Origin of the sequence: Pseudomonas sp. PGPR40, assembly GCF_022014505.1 — a bacterium.
Taxonomy (GTDB): domain Bacteria; phylum Pseudomonadota; class Gammaproteobacteria; order Pseudomonadales; family Pseudomonadaceae; genus Aquipseudomonas.
The window spans coordinates 61,865-81,236 of record NZ_JAKLSP010000022.1 but is presented as its reverse complement, the minus strand read 5'-3'; the positions used below and the strand labels follow the sequence as shown (position 1 = coordinate 81,236).

Sequence of the window (19,372 nt, the reverse complement as noted above, 5' to 3'; positions counted from 1 at the left end):
AGATTAGCACCAACGCGGACTCGGTGATCGAGACTATCCCCAGATGCTTCACCGATGGTCATTGGCTCCGACGTTAACCGTAATTGCCCCATTCCAACTCGACCAGGCTAGCAGGAGATCTATATGAATACCGTTGCTACCATGCCCAGCTCAGATTCGGACAACGCCGACCGCTATGCTCAACTTGTCAGATCATCGAAGAAAGCGGAATGGCAGATTGATCGTGATTTGCTGCAGGACCGGAGTTTCAACTTCTCGCGCAAATTCTTGCCCGACGGACTATCGCGGATCGACCGCCTGACTTTTCTCACCGCGGACGAGGCGCGCCTGCTCAGCCAGATTCAGGGCCGAACTTATGCGTATATCTTTGGCTTGGTCGAGCGTTTTATCAGCGCCAAAATGCTCGATCAAGGTCGAGCCCATGTCTTTGACGATCAACTCGCACTCGAAGCACTGGTGCGCTTTTCTAACGACGAGATCAAGCACCAGGAGCTGTTCCGGCGCATGGAGACGATGATTGGTTCGCAATTGCCAGCGGGATATCGTCAAGTTGCCGATCCAAACGATGTGGCGCGCTCGGTACTTGCGGCCAGCACCTGGTCGGTGCTGGCGCTGACCTGTCATATCGAGCTGTTTGTTCAGGCGCACTACGTGCAAAGCATCGCCCCGCGTGAGGAGTTGTGCCCACTATTCAAGGATGTTTTCAAGTTTCACTGGAAGGATGAAAGCCGGCACGTCGTACTCGATGAACTGGAGTGGAAGGCCGAGCACGCGAAACTCTCACCAACCGAGCGCGACCAGGCAGTGAACGATCTGATTGCGCTGGTGGCGGCCGTCGACGGAATTCTGCAGGCACAATCGGCATCCGATGCCGACTACTTTATTCGCAATGTTTCACGATCATTCAGTGTCGATGAGACAGCGCAAATCAACGCCTGCGTGCTGAGCGCCTACCGCTGGCAATACATAATCTCGGGCGTGCAGCATCCACACTTTGGCCGGTTGCTTACGCACATGACAACACCCGCACAGATGTCCACGATTCAGACCGCACTGGCGCCAATCATGAGCAATTGATCGACTGCGGCGGCCGACCGTACGTCGGCCGCGCGGCTGTGGAATGACGTGCTGAAATGAGTTATCGAGGTTGGCAGCCATGACAATACCGATGTGGATGTTGCTTGGATTTTCGACCTGGACTTTGCTGCTGTTGATGGCAACCGTCGGGGTGTATCGCTGGGTCAGAATCTTGTTCTCGAATGTTCCGATTGCCTCTTTCCGATGCGATCAGCTCGAAGGCGAGGATTGGTATCTGCGTGGGATAAGAGCACACGCGAACTGTGTGGAAAATCTGCCTGTCTTTGGTGCCATCGTGTTGGTGATTTCAACCCTTGGTGTCGACGATCCTGCAGTGAGCTACTTGTCCGTAATCGTCCTGATTGCCCGCGTGTGTCAGTCTCTGGTTCACGTATCCCATGTGCAAACCAATACGTTCGTGGCGGTTCGATTTACCTTTTTTTTCGTTCAGTTGGTCTGTTTTCTCGCGCTCATTGTTATAGCCGCTTGTTACGGCGTATGAATAAACAAACAGAGGGATGATCCTCGACCGAACCGCGTATCAGCCCGGTAGTCGCTGTCTTTCGCTTGTCGCCGGCGTTTGGCTAAGCTGAATAAATCGGGAGCGAATTGAGACCTGAGTGATAGCGACCATCAGCGGATCTGGATTGGCATCAAGACGGTACTCCCAAAGGAGACGACTATGTATGCGGTTATAAGAACCTACTTGGGTACTGGAGCAAAGCAGCTTTTCGAGCTTTTAGAACAGCGCAACGCTGATGTCGAAGCTACCCTGCGGACAGTGCCTGGCCTCGTAAGCTACACACTGCTGAATACGGGTGATGGCGGTACTGCGGTGACTGTTTGCACGGACAAGGCCGGAACTGATGCGAGCTTGAAAGTCGCGCGCGACTGGATTCAGAAAAATGCCTCGAATATCCAGGTGAACCCGCCGATCGTAACGGAAGGCCCGGTCATTGTGCAGATCAAATAGCGCACTCTTGCGATTGATCGCGTTAGTCAATGTCATGGCCAGCGAGCTGGCGTTCAGTCTCACCGGCCCGCAATGCAGCATGGCGTGAGCCATCCGGCAGATGATTTCCCTGGCAGAGCTGTCGGTGAATCGGGTGTTGGTTCAGATCGATCCGCAGGAGTAGGTGAGGGCGTTGTCTAAACGCGTCACGCAGTGAAAAGCCTCCAGGGCCAGGCCAGAAGGTTAGATAATGCGGTTCAATTGGAAGAGTTGTTCAGCTGCTGAAGCTCAAGTTGCTTGGCAGCACTGGCTTCGAGGTTTGCACGCTCTTCATCCAGATACCGATAAATGCTTTGGAAGTCGGCGATTTTCTGTTTGATTTCTGCCATCTTCTTTTCAATCAGCTTAGCGCCGTCAGCACAATCGATCAGCTTGTTCCGCTGCGCATCCAGAATCTCGCCTATTTCCCCCAGAGAAAACCCCATGCTTTGCGCGCGCTGGATAAAGTCCAGATCCTGCAGAGTTTGCACTGTGTAAACGCGATAGTTGTTAGTTTGCCGCAGCGGTGAGATCAGGCCGATTTGCTCGTAGTAACGCAGCGTATGGCGGCTGGCGCCGCTGCGGGCCTCGAGTTCGCCGATTTTCATAAATACATCGCTTGACTGTAGAGTTGGGTCGATAGTTTACGCTTGATTTCTCACCTTAAACAAGGAGCAGGGAAATGAGCGTGGAGTGCTTTGTCACGGGGGGTACCGGCTTCATCGGTCAACATTTGGTGGCGCACCTGAGTGCAAAAGGTCACACCATTCGGGTGTTGATGCGTCGCCCGGAGCGACTAGCTGCACTGCGGGAGCAAGTCGACAATTTGGGAGGGAACGCAACCCGGATATTTGCCGTAACTGGCGATCTGGAACGGGACAACCTTGGGCTGAGTCTTGCTGACCGAGAAGTGCTAAGGCACGCCAGAGTCATATTCCACCTGGGCGCCCACTTCGCATGGGGGCTTTCAGTGGAGCATTCTCGTGCGGTGAATGTGGAAGGGGCAAAGCGCGTGGCGCTGTTGGCGGCTGAGCAAAAAAGCCGGTTAGTGATGATCGGCGGCTACATGCTGAAAAATCATGAACATCTGCAACGCATCGGAATTGATCCTCGTCATCCGGAGCTGACGAATTGGCCTGCCGTCTACCGGCAGGTCGGTGGTTACGAGGGGAGCAAGCTGGAGGCGCATTTTGCGACCCTGGAGGTCATGTCGGCCAAGGGCGGGGAGATTACCGTTGTCCACCCCGCGACGGTTTGTGGCCACAGCCGCACGGGGCATATCCTTGACGGTCAGCCGCTGGTGGAGCTGATACGCAACCTTGTGCAGGGAAAGCTGACTGCAGTGCCCGGTACCGCCGAGCACTGGCTGCCACTGGTCACCGTGGATTACCTGGTTGAGCTGGTGGCGGTTTGTGCTTTTGATCCTGCCATGGTGGGCCAGGAACTGCTGGCGCTTGATGACCAAACTCCCAACTTGCGAGAACTCCTGGCACAGGTGGCACAACCTTTGGGCTTAAAGTCTCCCAAGTATTACATTTCACTCCGATTGCTGAAGTTGCTACTGAGTATTCCTCCCGTCGCGCGGTTTTTGAATACAAAACCCGAAGCCTTGGACTTTATCCAGACCACTCGTTTTGATACCGCGGCGGTCGAGCAATTTGCCAACAGGCATGGAATAGCCAAACCGGATATACGTCAGTCTTTGCAGCACACTGCAACGTTCGTCAACTCATATTGCATAGCCAAGGGCAAGGCCCGCTGACTGCTCCCCAAGGGGCGACAACGCCGTTAGCCCCGATTAAATGGACTTTCCAGAGGCAAGTAATGCGGATTCATCAACTTAGAAGTGCAACCATCGTGCTTGAGATCGGCCCTTGTCGAGTCATTGTCGATCCTATGCTGGGAGAGCAGGGTGCAGTTCACGGCGTTGCTGTACCACATTACACCGCAACACCGCAGTTGTTGGCGCAGACTTCATTAAATGGGGCGAATCACAGTCGGACTGGATTGGTGAGCACTACGTCCCGAATAGGGCCATTCCAGGCGATGGGTGAGAGTAGGAATACTACGATAAGAAAAGCTACTTGGGACAGGTAGAACGGCTCTAGCCATTGTTGCTTCAATGCGACGTAAAAAGTGTTATGGATTACGTCGACCATAATAATCGCTACCGTAAGCACGATTCCGGCTCTTGGCTTGATGAAAAGTAGCAAAGCTGCAAACGGGTCAAAAAACGTAAGCGCCCCCCAGAAAATACGGCTGCCCAAGTAAGTGTCAGGCCCGTAACCGTAATCCCAGAGCAGTCCATGCGAAACGTCTGTAAGGATGTGATTAGCAGTTGCGATAAAAAGGCAGCATGCGAACAAGATTCTGACGGCGAATGACAATTTTGCGGTTATACAGAGCCATGATCTGAGCTCTGAAAAGATAAGTCTTAAAGTCGTCAGCATCCATAATCACCGAGGCTCAGCGAGGCTGAAATCTTAGCCCCGCGACGCCAATATACTGATCCTATTTCTGGCTGAGTGTCGCTATCGATACTCCCGAAGCGACGAAGGTGAGTCCTGCCCCTACGTTCAGGCCATTCACCAGTCGTGGCCTCTGACGCAAAAACCGGGAGAGTGCAGTGGCAAATACGCCCATCAGTGCGAATCCCACTGCCGTCAGTGCGGCGAACCATATGCCGTACACCAGCATCTGTACACTCACTGATCCGCGTTGTGGGTCGACGAACTGCGGGATGAACGCAAGGACGAAAAACCCAGGCTTCGGATTGAGTGCTGCCGAGAGTAATCCCGTGAGGAAAATGCTCGGCAGTGATTGCCGAGTCGCTGGCTGGAAACTAATCAGGCTACGTGAGCGTAGGACTTTTATGCCAAGCCAAAGTAAATAACCGGCGCCGATGAGCTTGACGACCCAGAAGGCAACTGCGGACGTCTGCATAAGCAAAGTCAGTCCTAGCGAAGCGGTTGCCACATGAAAGAGAATTCCCGCCCCGGATGCCATCCCCGATACGATAGCGGCTATCTTGCCCTGACTGAGTCCTCGGCCTACGGCTAGCAGATTGTCCGGGCCTGGTGCAAGTACCAATAGCAAGCACGCGGCAGTATAGGCAAGCCAAATATTGATCGGAAACACGGCATTCTCCTTAAGCCTCACCGAGGCATCCATCCTCATGTAGCGCCAGACTGTGCCCGTGCCAGGTTGCAAAGTCAAAGCCACTGAGTTTGAGAAGATGTATTTGCCGAACGGTTACATTGTTTCACTCTGGACTCAGGTGATTTTGCCGGTCACGGTAATCGACCCGCTGCAGCCATTGAGATCTATTCGTTGTCGCTTTATGTTATTCGTTTTCATGGAGGAATCTGACTGATGGCACGCGTGGGCTTGATATTGACACCCGGTTTTGCGGACTGGGAATACGCTTTCATTGCAGGAACCGCATCCCCGTTTTATGGGATCGACGCCAGGTTTTTTGCCTCTGCTACGGGGCAGTTCCGCTCGCAGGGTGGATTGGCTGTAACTGTGGATAGCAACTTGCAACAATGCCTCGACTGGAAGCCGGACGTTGTTGTCGTCATCGGTGGAATGATCTGGGAGCGTGCAGATGCACCGGATATTCGGGACTTTCTGCTTGCTAGTCGTTCAAGTGGAGCGGCAATTGCCGGTATCTGTGGGGGAACGCTGGCACTGGCGAGGGCCGGGCTTCTCGACTCGGTTTCTCATACTTCGAACACCGCTGACTTCTTACAACAGAATGCCGTAGGTTATGAAGGCGCCGCGCTTTATCGAAGCAGTCAAGTAGCTGTGGTTGCCGACCGCATCATAACTGCTCCAGGCTCTGCACCCGTTAGCTTTACCTGCGCAGTGTTCGAAGCTGCCGGACTCTCTTCAGAGATCGTTTCGCAGTTCAGGTCATTGTTGGCAGCGGAACACGCTGGAATCCACCCGAGGGAGCTCTAACACTTCTGCATACGCCGAAGGATCCTTACTTTGCTATTTCGCTAAATAATTGCTGAGTGCTTAGTAAGAGATCCATGGGCTCACTCCGGCAACCCGGCCAGCCTCAGTCCATCAGCAAACCGCGCAAAATCCTCAGGACGCTGGATTGGCAACCACTCCTTCAAATTGGAAACACGCAAAGACGGATCCAGCTCATGCAAACGCTGCATCGCCTGCTTCGCTTTGTCCATGCGTCCGCTGAGCGCATGACTGGCCGCCAGCAGGGCAACCGATGCCAGGAGGCAGGGCAGGTTACCCAGCGCCTTTTCCGCCCAGGCAGCAGCGGGATCGAAGCGCCCGGCGACGAAGTGCGCGAGCGCCATCCCGACCTGCATTCTGAACATTTCCGGATCCAGCGGGCTCAAGCGAACGGCATGCGTCAAATGCTCGATGGCGGCGTCTGTTTCACCGCGCAGTGCGCGCAGGATACCGCCGAGGAACCAGGCGGGGGCAAGGTTGGGGTTGAGCAGGCGTGCCCTGTCGAGCAAGGCAATGCCGCCATCGATATCGCCGGCGAGATGGGCAAGTGCATGTCCGCCTCGCGTCAGCGCCACGGCATCATCCCGGCCGAGTTCCACCGCCAGACGCGCAAGTCGTGCGCCCTCGGCGATTTCTCGAGGCCGATCGATCATCCAGCCATTCAACTTGCGCCAGAAGTGGCACCAGGCAGCCATGCCGTAGGCCGATGCAAACTCCGGGTCGAGTTCGATGGCCTTGTAGAACAACGGCAGCGCTTGCTCGATGGCTTCGCGGGTGCCGTTGTGCAGTTTCGCCATTGCGCGCAGGTAATAGTCGTAAGCGTCCAGGCTTTCCGTCGGTTTTCGCTTGGCGCGCTCGATTTCCGCCCGTTCCAGCTGCGGCGCTATGGCGCCGACGACACTTTCGGTGATTTGATCCTGCAGCTCGAAGATATCATCGAGCATGCCTTCAAAGCGCTCCGCCCAGATATGCGTCCCGGTCGTCGCGTCGATGAGTTGCCCGGTGATGCGTAGCTTGTTCCCGGATTTGCGCACGCTACCTTCCAGCACATAGCGCACGCCGAGCGTCTGGCCGACGCCCTGGACGTCCACGTCCCGACCCTTGTAGGTGAAGCTTGAATTGTGTGCGATGACGAACAGCCAACGGATACGCGACAGGGCGGTGATGATGTCCTCTACCATGCCGTCGGCGAAATACTCCTGCTCCGGATCGCCGCTCAGGTTGTGGAAGGGCAAGACAGTAATGGAGGGTTTGTCCGGCAGGACGAGGGTGGGCGGAGGCGTTTGTTTCAGGTCCACGGGCGTGGGTTCTTCGATGTCAGGCTGTCGCGTTTCCCCTACCTCATCCACCTTGATTTCGCCTACGAAGCGGTATCCCTTGCGGGCGACCGTGCGCACCAGGCGCTGCTCCTCGCCGGTATCGCCGATGGCCTTGCGCACCGCATTGATGTGGCTGGTGATGGTCGACTCCGAGACGATCCGACCGCCCCACACGGCCTTGAGCAGTTCATCCTTGCTGACGACGCGATCGCAGTTGCTGACGAGCTGCAGCAATAGATCGAAGACCTGCGGTCCGACAGCCACGACTTGCCCGCGCAAGGTCAATTCCCGGCGCTCCTGATCGAGCACGTAGTCTTCAAACACGAATGGCAAGGTGAGGATCCCCTGGTCGAGCGCCCTCGATTCCGTGTCCGAGTTGGCGATGGGTAAGTGGTGTCGATAATACGGCAGCGCCCGCGGCAAGGGATACCCGTCGAATAGCTGTTTTTCTGGACGAAAAACCAAGCTTCCTTGAAGGCAAACCCAAGGCCGGTACAAGGACTTCCCTGACACGCGCTGGCACTCTCTATCTACATCGACAGCAATGGTTGCAGTCGAGAAGCGGAGAGAAACCATGAAGATCGTCGTCATTGGAGGCACCGGCCTCATCGGATCGAAACTTGTGACAATCCTCCGCGAGCGCGGCCATGAAGCGCTCGCAGCCGCCCCCAGCACGGGCGTGAACAGCATCACCCGCGAGGGCCTGGCCCAAGCGATGGATGGCGCCGATATCGTCGTCGACGTGGCGAACGCGCCTTCGTGGGAAGACCAGGCCGTTCTCGACTTCTTCGAAACGTCGAGCCGTAACCTGCTGGCTGCGGAGGCGGCCGCCGGGGTTCGCCATCACGTTGCCCTGTCGATCGTCGGCAGTGAGCGGCTTCCCGAGAACGGCTATTTCCGGGCCAAGGTCGCGCAGGAAAACCTGATCAAGGCGTCCGGCATTCCTTACACCATCCTGCGTGCCACACAGTTCTTCGAGTTTGTCGGCGGCATTGCGCAGGCGGCCACCGTCGGCGAGGAGATTAGCCTGTCGCCGGCGCTGATCCAGCCGATGGCGTCTGACGACGTGGTGGCGGCGCTCGCCGAGGTCACGCTGGCAACGCCGGTCAATGGCACGGTGGAAGTCGCCGGTCCCGAGGCCATGCCACTCGACGAACTGGTCAGGCGCTTCCTGCGGGTCACTCAGGACACGCGTAAGGTCGTGCCGGATGTGCACGCGCGCTACTTCGGCTCGGAGCTCGACGATCAATCGCTGACCCCCGGCAAGAACCCGCGCCTGGGCGCGATCCGCTTCGAGGACTGGCTCGGTCAGTCGACGGCCCAGGCGGCGCGCTGAGGCTACCTAAGACACATCAGGAAAGCGTCGGCTCGGTAACGGGCCGCGCCATCACAACACATACGCATAAAGGAGCATTGCCATGTTTACCCGATATCTTTTGGCCGCCGCCTTTGCAGTGCTGTCGATCAGCGCAGCGTCAGCCGCCGAGCCGCCCGCAGGCAAGGTGACGGTCGTATTCGACCGGCCCATTCCCAACATCCCTGGCAAGAGCATGAAGGGCGTGTTGGTCGAGTACGGGCCGGGCGCCGCGTCGCCGTCCCACACCCATCCGAAAACAGCCTTCATTTATGCAACGGTCCTGGAGGGCTCGTTTCGCATCAAAGTCAAAGGCGAGCCGGAAAAGATCTACAACGTCGGCGAAAACTTCGTAGAGGAGCCGGGCTCCGTGCACGAAGTCAGCGCGAACGCCAGCGACACGAAACCCGCACGCCTGCTGGCCGTGTTCGTCCTCGACAGCAACGAAAAGGAACTCGTTACACCTATTAAAAAGTGAGCCGATCAGCGCACTCATCGACGCTCTGCAGCCGGGCGGCAGGTCACTGCCGTCCTGTGGCTGTTGCAGGTCCTTGGCATTGAACAGGAAATGAGAACATGAACTCGCTTCAGGACAAGGCCGCCACCGGCGCAAGCGTCGAGATCCCTGTCGTGGTGGCGCGGCAAAGCAAGAGAAAGATGATCGGCATCCTGCTGTGCATCGGCGCCGTGGTGGTCTTGGCTGGCGGATGGGCCATGGCGTTTTCGAGCGGTGCGACCTCCACCGATAACGCTTATGTGCGCGGCGACCTCACCTCGCTCGCCGCCAAAGTTGCCGGCTATGTCACGGCGGTAGAGGTCGAGGACAACCAGACCGTCCGGGCGGGTGACGTCCTGTTCCGGATTGACGATCGGGACTATCGCGCACGGCTTGCGCAGGCAGTGGCCAATGTCAGCGCTGCCCAGGCGCGCCTGACCCATGTCGATGCCGAAACCCAGCTTCAGCGTAGCCTGATTCGACAGGCCGAAGCCCAGCGACGCTCGGCCTCCGCCGAAATGAATCTGGCGACCAAGACCCACGATCGCAGCCAAAAACTTATCGTCAGCAACGCGGTCAGCCAGGCCCTCGTCGATGAAACCGGCACGGCACGCTCCAGAGCCGAGGCGACGGTATCGGCAGCGTCGGCAACGGTCGAGGCTCAACAGCAACGCATCACCGTCCTTGTGGCCCAGCGAGAAGCTGCCGTTGCTGCTGTGGCGCAGGCACAGGCCGCGCGCGATCTGGCCCAGATCGATCTCGACAGCACCGTGGTACACGCGCCTGTTGATGGCGTTGTCGGTAACCGTCAGGTCCGCGTCGGCCGGTTCGTTACGCCGGGTGGGGCCTTGCTCGATATCGTGCCGGTCAATGATGTGTGGGTCGTGGCGAATTTCAAGGAGACCCAGCTCGAACATATCCGGCCCGGTCAGCGCGTGCGCATCACGGTCGACGGCTACCCGAACGAGGCGCTTGAAGGCGTGGTCGACAGCTTTGCGCCGGGTAGTGGGTCGGCCTTCAGCTTGCTTCCCGCAGACAATGCCACAGGAAACTTTGTGCGTGTCGTGCAGCGGGTTCCGGTAAAGATCCGGCTTGTCCACAACCCGTTGCCGGGCCGCATCGTCCCGGGGCTGTCCGCGCGTGTCGAGGTTGCGCAAGGGGAGGGCTCATGAACACGGTTGCCAGCGCCACGCGGAGCAACGCCAGCGCTACGACCGGTGTCCTGCTCATTGCGGGCATCGTGCTTGCCACGCTGACGGAAGCGATCGCCAGCACCGTTCTGTCGCTCGGACGCAGCGACATCATCGGCGACACCTATGCAACGCCTGATGAGTTTGCCTGGCTGGATATCGGCTACATCGCGCTCAAGCTGATCGGGTTCATGACCGCGCCCTGGCTGATGAACCGTTTCGCTGCGCGTCATGTGATCATCGGCTCAACCCTGGTCATGGGCTTGGCGTGCGGCATTGCCGCCATCACCGCTCGGCTGGATCTGTTGGTTGCACTTCGGGTTATTCAGGGCTTCTCTGGCGGCACGCTGCTGGTCGGGGGCCAGGCGATGATATTTCGCGCTTATCCGCGGTCTCATCAGCCAATCCTCCAGGCCCTGTTTGCCATGGGCTCCGTTGTCGCGCCCGCGACGCTCGCCCCGGCTCTTCAGGGGTGGTTGATCGATAGCCAATCCTGGGCATGGATCTTCTTCAGCGTTGTTCCGATTGCCTTGGCGGCTGCCGGACTTGTGCTGATCGCAGACGGCCCAATGCCCGCCAAGGCCCGGCATCGTCCGTTTGACTGGATCGGCTTCTCGCTGATCTCTGCCACTCTGTGCTGTTTCACCTACGTTCTTAGCCAGGGCAGCCGATGGGACTGGTTCGAGGAGCCTCGCATCCTGTGGCTAACCGTGATCGGCGCAGCCGCTCTGCTGGCATTTCTCGGTCAACAGGTGTTGGCCAAAGGGCAGGGGCTGCTTGATTTCACCCTGTTCAAATCGAGCGATTTTTCCTTCGCTTTTATCGTCAGTTTTGTCGCTGGCGCGGCCTTGTTCGGCAGCGCGTTCCTGATTCCGGCGTTTGCCCTGTCGGTCCTCGGGTTCACGCCTACCGATGCCGGCCAGCTCCTGTTGCCCAGTGGCGTTTTTTTTGTCGGCGCGCTGCTCATATCTGCCTGGCTCATGCAGGCCCACCGCGTTGCGCCGTTCGCCACCGTGCCCTTTGGAATCCTGATGATCATGGTGGCGATGTGGATGCTGTCCGGTTCGACCAGCGAAAGCGGCGCGGACGACATGATGGCCGCCATCCTGTTGCGCGGCCTGGGGCTTGGCTTCCTGTTTCTATCGATCACGCTGATCGCTTTCAGCCACCTCAACAGCCGAAACCTCGCTAGCGGAATAGGCCTTTTCAATACGGGGCGCCAGCTAGGTGGCCTTATTGGAGTCGCAGGGCTCCAGACCCTGATCGACCATAACGTCGTCACCAATGCCGTGGTTCTCGGCGCCAACGTCACCCCAGGCGGGGCCGCGGTCATCGAGCGGATGACGACCACGACAGCCATGCTGAGCGCGAAAGGAATGGATACAGTGGCCGCTGGCCGGGCAGCGACGAGCCTTCTGGGCCGGTTAGTGACAAGTCAATCCACGGTGATTGCCTTCGACACAGCGTTCATCGCAGTGGCCCTGCTTTTTGTAATCGCTGCCCCCATTCTGGTCGGCATCAAGATCGGATTCTCGCGATACGAGAAAGTGCGCGCTTCGCGAGCAGTAGCGTGAGACAGCCCCGGCTCGAGCTTTCGACTACTCCTACGGTCACCAGCTACCGTAGGGAATTCCGTACTTTTCAATGTAGCGCTTGGATGCTTCAGACTGCGGTCGGCTATTGCTCATGAATTACATTGATCGCCCCTGCCAACTGTTTGGCAACCGGTTGAATCCACAGCCAAGAGCGGTCGTTGGTGACGGGGGCTACGAGCTCGGCTGTCGGTGCCGGGCATAGAGTATTGAACCACCCACTCCCGACGTTCCTCTAGTTTGCAGTTCAAACGTATCCGGATACCCCTTGATCAACTCACTGAGCTTTTTATAACCATGGGTGCGAGGGTCGAACTCAGGTCTCAATTTGCTGATGTTGGTGCCCAGCGCACCCAAGTGAGCCCAGCCGTCCTCGTCGGCAATGTCATCCAAGATTTTTGCGATGAAACTTACTGGTGCCTTGGGTAGCTTTTTTACTTCGGGCGTACTGGCGACTTTGACGGCCTCGATTTCGGCGGGTGGCTCAGGTTCGGGTCGACCATGTCCATTGCTTGCAGCAACAAGCACTTCACCGCGCAGCAATTCGGTATAGATGAACTTGTCGCAGGCCGACACGAACGGTCTCGGGGTTTTTTCTTCACCAAACCCGTAGACCGTCAAACCCTCTTCTCGTAACCGCGAAGCGAGGCGGGTGAAGTCACTGTCGCTCGAAACCAGGCAGAAACCGTCGAAGCGTCGGGTGTACAGCAAGTCCATTGCGTCGATGATCAAGGCACTGTCTGTTGCGTTCTTACCTTTGGTGTACGCGAACTGTTGGATAGGCTGAATCGAATGGTCGAGTAGCACCTTTTTCCATCCACCCAACTGAGGGCCAGTCCAGTCGCCATAGATCCGCTTGACGTTGGCGACACCGTACTTGGCGATTTCTTCGAATAAACCTTCAACAATTGCTGCGGGGGCATTGTCGGCGTCGATTAACACTGCCAAGTGTTTTTGCGTGGGGGTGGGTGCGTGGATGGCCATGGGTCGTCCTTGAGTTGAGGACTTCAACATACCGTTAAATCACGGATGAACAAAGGGATCACCGCTTCGCGCTAGAGAGCGTGTTTTGCCAACGGCTACGGGTTTGCGGTGATGTGCAAAGCGGAACGATTAGCCAATGACTTTTAATCGACCGATAGCAGCCGCTGGACAGACTAGTGGCTAATAGGTAGCGTCGACTTTCTGCACTGAATCTTTACCGCAGCAGAGCTTGGCGTATTAGTTGGAGGAGTTGCAATGACAACAATCGATGTGAAATCCCGATTCGAAGCAAAGCTTCTTCGTCCGGCAAAGCCTGGCAATGATACGTCGTGGGCGTTCGTAGTACTGCCAAGAGACGCGAGTGAACAGCTTCCGAGGCGAGGAAGGACGACAGTTGAAGGCACAATCAATGGGCACCATTTCCAGGCAACCCTTGAGCCGGATGGTCAGCTGAGCCATTGGCTGCAGGTAAGTAGAGAGTTACACGAAGCCGCAGGCGCGGCCGTTGGGGATATCGTTACAGTAGAGCTAGCCCCTGTGAAGAAGGAACCCGAGCCTGACATCCCACCAGATTTTCAGGAGGCACTGGCAGCCACTCCTGAGGCTCGTAAAGTTTGGAACAATACGACGACCATCGCACGAGTAGACTGGATACACTGGATTACTTCAGCCAAGCAACTTAAGACGCGCGCAAAACGAATTGGTGATGCCTGCGATATGCTTGCATCCGGCAAGAAGCAGGTTTGCTGTTTCGACCAGTCTGGCTACTACAGTAAGGCCTTCCGTGCGCCCGAGGCAGAAAATTTTTAAATGGAACATTCCGTTGAATACGCCTGACAAGGCGCTCAACACCGCTCGCTTCGCTCACTGGACTCGCAAAAGCTACGCTTTTGCTCGCCTGTTAGCTTAATCGTTAGGGTGCACTCAATGGTCGCGAGATGGGAATGCGTCTGTAAAAGTGAATCATGAGCCTGATCCAATCAGCAAAGCTCAATGGGCATGATCCGTATGCTTACTTAAAGGGCATCCTCACGCGCCTGCCGACACAACGGGCGAGTGAGATTACCGACATGCTGCCGTATCGCTGGGTGCCCGTAGGGTGAATCCACAGCGAGTCCGCCCGGCGGATGAGTTCAACGGCATGCCTACCCGCTACCAACTACACTTCCTCCAGCCAGTCCGGGCAATCGTCCGGGGGCACACTCCAGGAGGAATCATGACACGGAAGAATGTCTCCAGCCCCGAACCAACGGGTACAAAACCCAACGTGCTATTGAGCCCGCCTGACATAGGTGCTCTCGCAGAGATATCCATCACCGATCCTGACAAAACGCACCCTGCATGGATCAAGGCGCAGTTCCCTGAGTACGTGGACCCGCACGCAGGACATGAGGCCAGGACTGTTCGCGAGATTAACCACAAAGGACACGTTGTCCGGATCGTGACCACCTACCAGGTGGAGGTCGATGGGACCCCGGTCCAGGCGCATCTGTTTGTGGACGATGCGGGCCAGGTCCATACGCACGCAACCCCATTCGTCACTTACGGATCGGCTCTCGATTTGATGACCGCGGTGATCGATGCCTATCCGGAATCCTTCGCCAAGGGCGATGGCGATGGGGGAGAGCACCCCGACCACCATGCCCACGGAGCACATCATGATCAGGTCTAATGCGGTCAATGATCTCCCGGCGCTTAAGAAATACATTGAAGGGGTAAAGCGGCTCAAGGACCCCGCGCAGAATCCCTGGCCCGGACAGGCCAATCTCTCGATTTATGACTCCTTCGTGGCCTGGCACCACCGGGCCATGACGATTTCAACGCCTGCCGGGCAGATGGCGAGGAACGCTGCGCATGGCGGGCCATCATTCTTGCCATGGCATCGCTACTTCCTCGTGAGGTTGGAAACGTTACTTCGCAAGGCGATAAGCGACCCCAACTTTCGAATCCCGTACTGGGACTGGAACACTGACGCGGAACTGCAGGACCCGAGGGCTTCACTCATCTGGTCGGATGAGTACCTCGGACAGTTCGTGAGTGGGAAGTGGCGGGTGCGATTGACGGGTAATGGCCGCACCATGGAACTAGACGGGGTAAACCGCCCCTTGGTGCGCTATCTGGGAAGAGGTGGGTCGCTGCCCAGCCGAGCCAATGTGCGCAAGGTCATCCATGAAAACCCGGTGTATGACAAAGCGCCCTACAACGCGGCGCAATCCACCGGTGGTGCGCGCAACAGCATCGAGGGATGGGCGGGCGAAGAACGCATTCATAACAACGTCCATGTGTGGGTCGGTGGTGACATGGGGTTGTCGTCCTCGCCGAACGACCCAGTGTTCTTTCTACATCATTGCAATGTCGACCGGCTCTGGGCGGCATGGCAAGCGAAGCATCCCGCCGCAGCCTACGTACCGGCGGGAAATGCCCCGGATTCGCTCAAGTTCCATCGGATTGATGATCCGATGTACAGCCCCTTCCCGGAAAAGGTCACACCCCGGGATGTGCTGAATTACAGCCAGTATTACAAGTACGACACCTTGGGTGACTTGCTTTAGGCAGCGTCAAACGGTGGCGCCTCCAGTGAGAGTGAACACCTGCTCTTGCAGACTGGTTTGTATCAATGCAGCCAATTGTCGGGTGGCTGGCGCCAGGTGTTCTGCTCCACGATAAAGCACGTAGCCGAGGGTAGGAAGGGTGGGTAGACCGGCAATGACGGCGAGATGTCCAGGCAGTCCAATGCGGGTTCGCAGCGTGAGGCCCAAACCGGCAGCAACGGCTGCCCAGATTCCACCAACGCTGGGGCTGGTCAGCGCGATTCGCCAGGGAATCCGCGCCTCATCCAGTGCCTGGATTGCCGCGTTGCGCAATACGCAAGGGGCGTCGAACATGATCAATGGCAGGGGAGAATCTACAGAGCAGCTGAGCGATGGCGTGTCACGAGGTCCGATCCAGTGCATCTGCGTTTCACCCAGGCGCGTGGCATAAGGGGACTTGTGCCCTGTGTCCCAAGTCAGGGCCAGGTCCAGGCCACCGCTGTCGATCAACGTAAGCAGTTCGGTATTACGCGCGATCCTGACTTCGAGGCTCACCCTCGGGTACATCTTGACGTAGCGTCGCAGAATGTCGCTGAGAAAGTGTTCACCAAAGTCTTCCTGAAGCCCCAGGCGTACCGTTGCGGCGGTCTGGCTTTCGTGCAGGGTCTGGAAAATGCTGTCGTTCAGTTCAAGCAGTCGGCGGGCATGGCTGAGCAGGGATTCACCCACCGGCGTCAATACCAGCCCTCGACCGGATTTGGACAGCACTGGCGTGCCTATCTGTTCCTCAAGCTTCTTGAGTTGGGCGCTCACGGCAGACGTCGAGCGATTGAGCCGATCCGCGGCTTTGGCAAAGCTGTTGAACTCCACACCGGTCACGAAAGTACGCAGCACATCAAGATCGAAGGTCGGACGGCGCATCGAATCATCCACTCATTCAGGACTATGGTCGCCATTAAATCTGATATTCGGAATTATCGCGACTTGATAGTTTTCTCCTGTCAGTGGGTTTTTCAGGAGTAGACCGTTATGCCAATTGCACGTATTTCATTGCACCGGGGAAAGTCGGCCGAGTATTTACAGGCCCTCTCACAGGGGCTGCACGACGCGTTAGTAGAAAGCTTCGAAGTGCCGATGGCTGACCGGTTCCAGGTCATTCACCAACATGAAGTGGGCGAACTGGTATTTGATCCCGGCTACCTGGGCGGTCCGCGCAGCCATGACTTTGTGCTGATCGCGATTACTGCCGGCCGTCTTCGAGATATCGAAACGAAACAGCGTTTCTATCGCAACCTGGTCGAGAGACTGAGTCGAGCGCCGGGCATCGACTCTGAGGACGTCATGGTGGTGATTACCACTACCGCGGCAGATGAATGGTCGTTTGGTGGCGGACGGGGTAACTAGTTTTCTATCAGCGATTTCGCAAATACCAGTTATTTAACGTCACGCCATCTACTTCGGGCATGAAGATAAGCAGTCAAATCGCTATAGCCCAATTGAGCTGCAATCTCCGTTAACGACTCGCCTTGCAACTCAAGATGCAGTTCCAGTTCTGCACGAATCTGATCGAGTAATTGCCTGAAAGTCGTGCCTTGCTCTTCCAGGCGTCTGCGTAATGTTCTGGGCGTCTGGTGCAGCGCCTTTGCCAGATCGTCCAGATTTGGCGTTTCACCCCTCGCCAGAGATCGTCGCGCACCTTCGGCAACCTTGGCTGACCAACCGCTGAAGTTGCGATGCGCGGCGATCCGTCGATCCAGTTCCTGAGTCAATAACTCCAACATCCCGTGATGACGGGTCTGCATCGGCAGACTCAAGCTTTGAGCACGGAAATAGAAGCAGTTAACCGGGCAGTCAAACTCGATACGGTCTCCAAACCACTGGCTGTATTGCTTGTAATACGACGGACGCGAATGCATGAATTTTGCCAGAATCGGCTGCACATCCTGCCCCGTTCCACGTCGCAATTGCGCGATGGACATTACGCCGTAGTGTTCGATGACATACCGCGCCAACTCTCCTGGCGCGTCGACGCATAACTCGATTCCGACGCCATTTTCATCATTCACCAACCTCACATTGTCGGTGTCCGATGCAAGCGGTGCATACCGGGCCCAGAGGTGCATCGCCGACAAAACGTCGGGGCTATACAGGCAAAGATAAGCCAGGACGTGCCAGTCCTGAGGCGTGAACAGTGCGAACAGTTTCAACCCGATGGCCGGATCAAGGCGCGCCGCCTCGCGCCAAAGCTGATCCAGTTCGATCAGGCTGTAATCCGCGCTTTTTCGGGAAACCTGGCTGTCAAGGAAGCGCTCCAGCACTTGGCCCAGCCTGCCTCGATGAAAGCGCTGGGGCGGGCGATTGGCCGGTTCTCGCTCAATTCTGTCCATTTCGCGCATTGGGAGGGCTGACTCCTGGGTTTCTAATGACAAGGCATTGCCCGCAAGGGCCTAAATCGAGAGTGCCATGAATACAATAATGCTCGCCAATAACCCTGCTGTAATAGTGGCCGGGATTTTCCTTGCCTTCATTTTGCTTGAGCTTGCCTGTTCCTCGTTTCGTCAGTCGTCAAGCGGCAAACGTGACGTACTCATTGAAGTCGTCGGCTCCGGCATATTGGTGGCGGTTACATTCCCTTTAGTCATGTGGCTAAGTGGCCAGATACTGTATCAGGCTGTACCGGACATGAAAGACGCGTTGGCCGGAATCCCGTGGATGGCTGGATTTGTATTGTTTTTACTGCTGGATGACATGACCCAATATTGGTGGCATCGCCTGACTCATCGGGTTCCCGCACTTTATGCGTTGCACCGTGCACATCATTCCGCACCCTATATGAGTGTACGCATCGTCTATCGCAACAACAGTTTCTACTATCTTTTGATGCCCGGTATCTGGCTATCAGGCATGCTGATTTATCTTGGGCTTGCACATGTTTATTACGTTTATTTGATTGTAAAAATGACCGTGATCTTCGCTGCACATAGCAGCATTGCGTGGGACGACAAACTTTATCGCATCCCCGCGTTACGCCCGATTGTCTGGGTGTTGGAGCGAACCTTCTCCACACCCTCCACTCACTCTGCACATCATGGTTTGACTGCCGAGGATGGCGTTACGCATTACAAAGGCAATTTCGGCAACCTGTTATTTCTTTGGGATGTACTGTTCGGAACAGCAAAAATTACCCGTCGGCGTCCGCCGGCCTACGGAATCGAACACTTGTCACCGATAAGCTGGAAAGAAGAATTGTTCTGGCCCATCGTGCGTTCCCGCCGCTCCGCACCCAGGGTAAACGCTAACCAGAAGGTGGCGCGATGAGCGGCATAAACACCGTAAACGGTGTCCGGATTTACTTGACCAGTTCAGGCTTGCCGGCGAAGGCGTTTTCGTCGGCGCTGCATGACGTGAGGCCGTCTTCGCTGGCAAGCCAGCTCCTACAGATGCCGTGAACGACACCGACCCCGTAGGAGCCGGCTTGCCGGCGAAGGCGTTTTCATGGGCGCTGCATGACGTGAGGTCGTCTTCGCTGGCAAGCCAGCTCCTACACTTGCTCGGTGAGACGGTATCTACGCGGTGGGGGACTTCGGGGAGCGTCGTGCTGATCCGTATTTTTCTTGACTATCTGCATCTGTAATGGGATCGACCTGCGGCTCACAATGACAGCACGGTCAGCAGCTGCGGTAGCCACTGCACCGCAACCTCATAACGTAGGAGGCCCCATGGGCAAGATGGCATTTTTCCTGGGTGGATTTCTGGTGTTGACCATTCTGATTGGTGCGCTCGCCACGATTTCTCCCGTTTAATCTTCCTGCGATCAGCAAAAAACACAACGCCTCCATACAGGGAGGCGTTGCGGG

The 19,372-nt window shown here is 56.8% G+C and carries 20 protein-coding genes and 2 pseudogenes; 16 read left to right on the top strand and 6 right to left on the bottom strand.

All coding sequences use genetic code 11. The features are described 5' to 3' along the window. The first annotated feature begins 123 nt into the window (after positions 1–123). From MEB48_RS19370 to MEB48_RS29455, 4 genes and pseudogenes are all read left to right on the top strand, one after another. Positions 124–1,077, top strand: coding sequence for a diiron oxygenase (locus MEB48_RS19370; protein WP_237885565.1), 954 nt, complete (start codon positions 124–126; stop codon positions 1,075–1,077). 79 nt (positions 1,078–1,156) lie between these two features. Continuing rightward, positions 1,157–1,579, top strand: a complete 423-nt coding sequence (locus MEB48_RS19365; RefSeq protein WP_237885564.1) for an MAPEG family protein — start codon at positions 1,157–1,159, stop codon at positions 1,577–1,579. Between the two features lie 180 nt (positions 1,580–1,759). After that, a complete protein-coding gene (locus MEB48_RS19360; protein ID WP_237885563.1) occupies positions 1,760–2,050 on the top strand; it encodes a hypothetical protein in 291 nt (96 codons plus the stop codon). 16 nt (positions 2,051–2,066) lie between these two features. Beyond that, positions 2,067–2,213, top strand: a pseudogene (locus tag MEB48_RS29455) (DUF6124 family protein); the annotation flags it as partial. Between the two features lie 73 nt (positions 2,214–2,286). On the opposite strand, the gene MEB48_RS19355 reads toward MEB48_RS29455, so the two are convergent. Then, the gene (locus MEB48_RS19355) at positions 2,287–2,676 is read right to left on the bottom strand and encodes a MerR family transcriptional regulator (protein WP_237885562.1); all 390 of its coding nucleotides are present in this window, start codon (positions 2,674–2,676) and stop codon (positions 2,287–2,289) included. A gap of 74 nt (positions 2,677–2,750) precedes the next feature. Here MEB48_RS19355 and MEB48_RS19350 point away from each other — a divergent pair, with 74 nt between their 5' ends. Then, positions 2,751–3,830, top strand: coding sequence for an SDR family oxidoreductase (locus MEB48_RS19350; protein ID WP_237885561.1), 1,080 nt, complete (start codon positions 2,751–2,753; stop codon positions 3,828–3,830). A gap of 749 nt (positions 3,831–4,579) precedes the next feature. Here MEB48_RS19350 and MEB48_RS19345 read toward each other — a convergent pair. Next, entirely contained in the window at positions 4,580–5,239 is a 660-nt protein-coding gene (locus tag MEB48_RS19345) for a LysE family translocator (protein WP_237885560.1), read from the bottom strand. 201 nt (positions 5,240–5,440) lie between these two features. Here MEB48_RS19345 and MEB48_RS19340 point away from each other — a divergent pair, with 201 nt between their 5' ends. Continuing rightward, positions 5,441–6,031, top strand: a complete 591-nt coding sequence (locus MEB48_RS19340; protein WP_237885559.1) for a DJ-1/PfpI family protein — start codon at positions 5,441–5,443, stop codon at positions 6,029–6,031. Between the two features lie 80 nt (positions 6,032–6,111). Here MEB48_RS19340 and MEB48_RS19335 read toward each other — a convergent pair whose 3' ends face one another. Next, positions 6,112–7,701 carry a winged helix-turn-helix domain-containing tetratricopeptide repeat protein gene (locus tag MEB48_RS19335; protein ID WP_237885605.1) on the bottom strand — a complete coding sequence of 530 codons (1,590 nt, stop codon included), beginning with the start codon at positions 7,699–7,701 and terminating at the stop codon, positions 6,112–6,114. Between the two features lie 241 nt (positions 7,702–7,942). Here MEB48_RS19335 and MEB48_RS19330 point away from each other — a divergent pair, with 241 nt between their 5' ends. From MEB48_RS19330 to MEB48_RS19315, 4 genes are all read left to right on the top strand, one after another. Continuing rightward, a complete protein-coding gene (locus tag MEB48_RS19330; protein WP_237885558.1) occupies positions 7,943–8,704 on the top strand; it encodes an SDR family oxidoreductase in 762 nt (253 codons plus the stop codon). Between the two features lie 82 nt (positions 8,705–8,786). Beyond that, the gene (locus MEB48_RS19325) at positions 8,787–9,200 is read left to right on the top strand and encodes a cupin domain-containing protein (RefSeq protein WP_237885557.1); all 414 of its coding nucleotides are present in this window, start codon (positions 8,787–8,789) and stop codon (positions 9,198–9,200) included. 98 nt (positions 9,201–9,298) lie between these two features. Further along, entirely contained in the window at positions 9,299–10,390 is a 1,092-nt protein-coding gene (locus MEB48_RS19320) for an HlyD family secretion protein (protein WP_237885556.1), read from the top strand. Next, entirely contained in the window at positions 10,387–11,982 is a 1,596-nt protein-coding gene (locus MEB48_RS19315; protein WP_237885555.1) for a DHA2 family efflux MFS transporter permease subunit, read from the top strand. The genes MEB48_RS19320 and MEB48_RS19315 overlap by 4 nt, the downstream gene beginning before the upstream one ends. A gap of 192 nt (positions 11,983–12,174) precedes the next feature. On the opposite strand, the gene MEB48_RS19310 is transcribed toward MEB48_RS19315, so the two are convergent. After that, positions 12,175–12,984, bottom strand: a complete 810-nt coding sequence (locus MEB48_RS19310; RefSeq protein ID WP_095060553.1) for an NYN domain-containing protein — start codon at positions 12,982–12,984, stop codon at positions 12,175–12,177. A gap of 255 nt (positions 12,985–13,239) precedes the next feature. Between MEB48_RS19310 and MEB48_RS19305 the strand changes: the two genes are divergently transcribed. The 4 genes and pseudogenes from MEB48_RS19305 (at position 13,240) to MEB48_RS19290 (ending at position 15,536) form a co-directional block, all read left to right on the top strand. Next, positions 13,240–13,794 (top strand): YdeI/OmpD-associated family protein, encoded by a 555-nt coding sequence (locus MEB48_RS19305; protein ID WP_237885554.1) that lies wholly within the window; start codon positions 13,240–13,242, stop codon positions 13,792–13,794. Positions 13,795–13,946: 152 nt separating this feature from the next. Then, positions 13,947–14,087: pseudogene (locus MEB48_RS19300) on the top strand (transposase domain-containing protein); the annotation flags it as partial. Positions 14,088–14,200: 113 nt separating this feature from the next. Continuing rightward, entirely contained in the window at positions 14,201–14,656 is a 456-nt protein-coding gene (locus MEB48_RS19295) for a hypothetical protein (RefSeq protein WP_095055747.1), read from the top strand. Further along, the gene (locus MEB48_RS19290; RefSeq protein ID WP_237885553.1) at positions 14,643–15,536 is read left to right on the top strand and encodes a tyrosinase family protein; all 894 of its coding nucleotides are present in this window, start codon (positions 14,643–14,645) and stop codon (positions 15,534–15,536) included. Before MEB48_RS19295 ends, MEB48_RS19290 begins: the two co-directional genes overlap by 14 nt. A 6-nt stretch (positions 15,537–15,542) precedes the next feature. Here MEB48_RS19290 and MEB48_RS19285 read toward each other — a convergent pair whose 3' ends face one another. Further along, positions 15,543–16,436, bottom strand: a complete 894-nt coding sequence (locus MEB48_RS19285; RefSeq protein ID WP_237885552.1) for a LysR substrate-binding domain-containing protein — start codon at positions 16,434–16,436, stop codon at positions 15,543–15,545. A gap of 108 nt (positions 16,437–16,544) precedes the next feature. On the opposite strand from MEB48_RS19285, the gene MEB48_RS19280 reads away from it, so the two are divergent. After that, entirely contained in the window at positions 16,545–16,919 is a 375-nt protein-coding gene (locus tag MEB48_RS19280) for a tautomerase family protein (RefSeq protein ID WP_237885551.1), read from the top strand. 29 nt (positions 16,920–16,948) lie between these two features. On the opposite strand, the gene MEB48_RS19275 is transcribed toward MEB48_RS19280, so the two are convergent. Further along, positions 16,949–17,911: an AraC family transcriptional regulator ligand-binding domain-containing protein gene (locus MEB48_RS19275; RefSeq protein ID WP_237885550.1), complete on the bottom strand. Its 963-nt coding sequence runs from the start codon at positions 17,909–17,911 to the stop codon at positions 16,949–16,951. Between the two features lie 67 nt (positions 17,912–17,978). Between MEB48_RS19275 and MEB48_RS19270 the strand changes: the two genes are divergently transcribed. Then, positions 17,979–18,833 carry a sterol desaturase family protein gene (locus MEB48_RS19270; RefSeq protein WP_237885549.1) on the top strand — a complete coding sequence of 285 codons (855 nt, stop codon included), beginning with the start codon at positions 17,979–17,981 and terminating at the stop codon, positions 18,831–18,833. Positions 18,834–19,372: the final 539 nt, after the last annotated feature.

Excerpts from the sequence above, each read along its gene's own strand:
- MEB48_RS19315 (WP_237885555.1), top strand. The coding sequence starts at position 10,387 with ATGAACACGGTTGCCAGCGCCACGCGGAGCAACGCCAGCGCTACGACC.
- MEB48_RS19370 (WP_237885565.1), top strand. The coding sequence starts at position 124 with ATGAATACCGTTGCTACCATGCCCAGCTCAGATTCGGACAACGCCGAC.
- MEB48_RS19285 (WP_237885552.1), bottom strand. The coding sequence starts at position 16,436 with ATGCGCCGTCCGACCTTCGATCTTGATGTGCTGCGTACTTTCGTGACC.
- MEB48_RS19345 (WP_237885560.1), bottom strand. The coding sequence starts at position 5,239 with ATGGATGCCTCGGTGAGGCTTAAGGAGAATGCCGTGTTTCCGATCAAT.
- MEB48_RS19330 (WP_237885558.1), top strand. The coding sequence starts at position 7,943 with ATGAAGATCGTCGTCATTGGAGGCACCGGCCTCATCGGATCGAAACTT.
- MEB48_RS19360 (WP_237885563.1), top strand. The coding sequence starts at position 1,760 with ATGTATGCGGTTATAAGAACCTACTTGGGTACTGGAGCAAAGCAGCTT.
- MEB48_RS19305 (WP_237885554.1), top strand. The coding sequence starts at position 13,240 with ATGACAACAATCGATGTGAAATCCCGATTCGAAGCAAAGCTTCTTCGT.
- MEB48_RS19290 (WP_237885553.1), top strand. The coding sequence starts at position 14,643 with ATGATCAGGTCTAATGCGGTCAATGATCTCCCGGCGCTTAAGAAATAC.
- MEB48_RS19320 (WP_237885556.1), top strand. The coding sequence starts at position 9,299 with ATGAACTCGCTTCAGGACAAGGCCGCCACCGGCGCAAGCGTCGAGATC.
- MEB48_RS19310 (WP_095060553.1), bottom strand. The coding sequence starts at position 12,984 with ATGGCCATCCACGCACCCACCCCCACGCAAAAACACTTGGCAGTGTTA.
- MEB48_RS19355 (WP_237885562.1), bottom strand. The coding sequence starts at position 2,676 with ATGAAAATCGGCGAACTCGAGGCCCGCAGCGGCGCCAGCCGCCATACG.
- MEB48_RS19365 (WP_237885564.1), top strand. The coding sequence starts at position 1,157 with ATGACAATACCGATGTGGATGTTGCTTGGATTTTCGACCTGGACTTTG.
- MEB48_RS19280 (WP_237885551.1), top strand. The coding sequence starts at position 16,545 with ATGCCAATTGCACGTATTTCATTGCACCGGGGAAAGTCGGCCGAGTAT.
- MEB48_RS19325 (WP_237885557.1), top strand. The coding sequence starts at position 8,787 with ATGTTTACCCGATATCTTTTGGCCGCCGCCTTTGCAGTGCTGTCGATC.
- MEB48_RS19275 (WP_237885550.1), bottom strand. The coding sequence starts at position 17,911 with ATGCGCGAAATGGACAGAATTGAGCGAGAACCGGCCAATCGCCCGCCC.
- MEB48_RS19295 (WP_095055747.1), top strand. The coding sequence starts at position 14,201 with ATGACACGGAAGAATGTCTCCAGCCCCGAACCAACGGGTACAAAACCC.
- MEB48_RS19340 (WP_237885559.1), top strand. The coding sequence starts at position 5,441 with ATGGCACGCGTGGGCTTGATATTGACACCCGGTTTTGCGGACTGGGAA.
- MEB48_RS19350 (WP_237885561.1), top strand. The coding sequence starts at position 2,751 with ATGAGCGTGGAGTGCTTTGTCACGGGGGGTACCGGCTTCATCGGTCAA.
- MEB48_RS19270 (WP_237885549.1), top strand. The coding sequence starts at position 17,979 with ATGAATACAATAATGCTCGCCAATAACCCTGCTGTAATAGTGGCCGGG.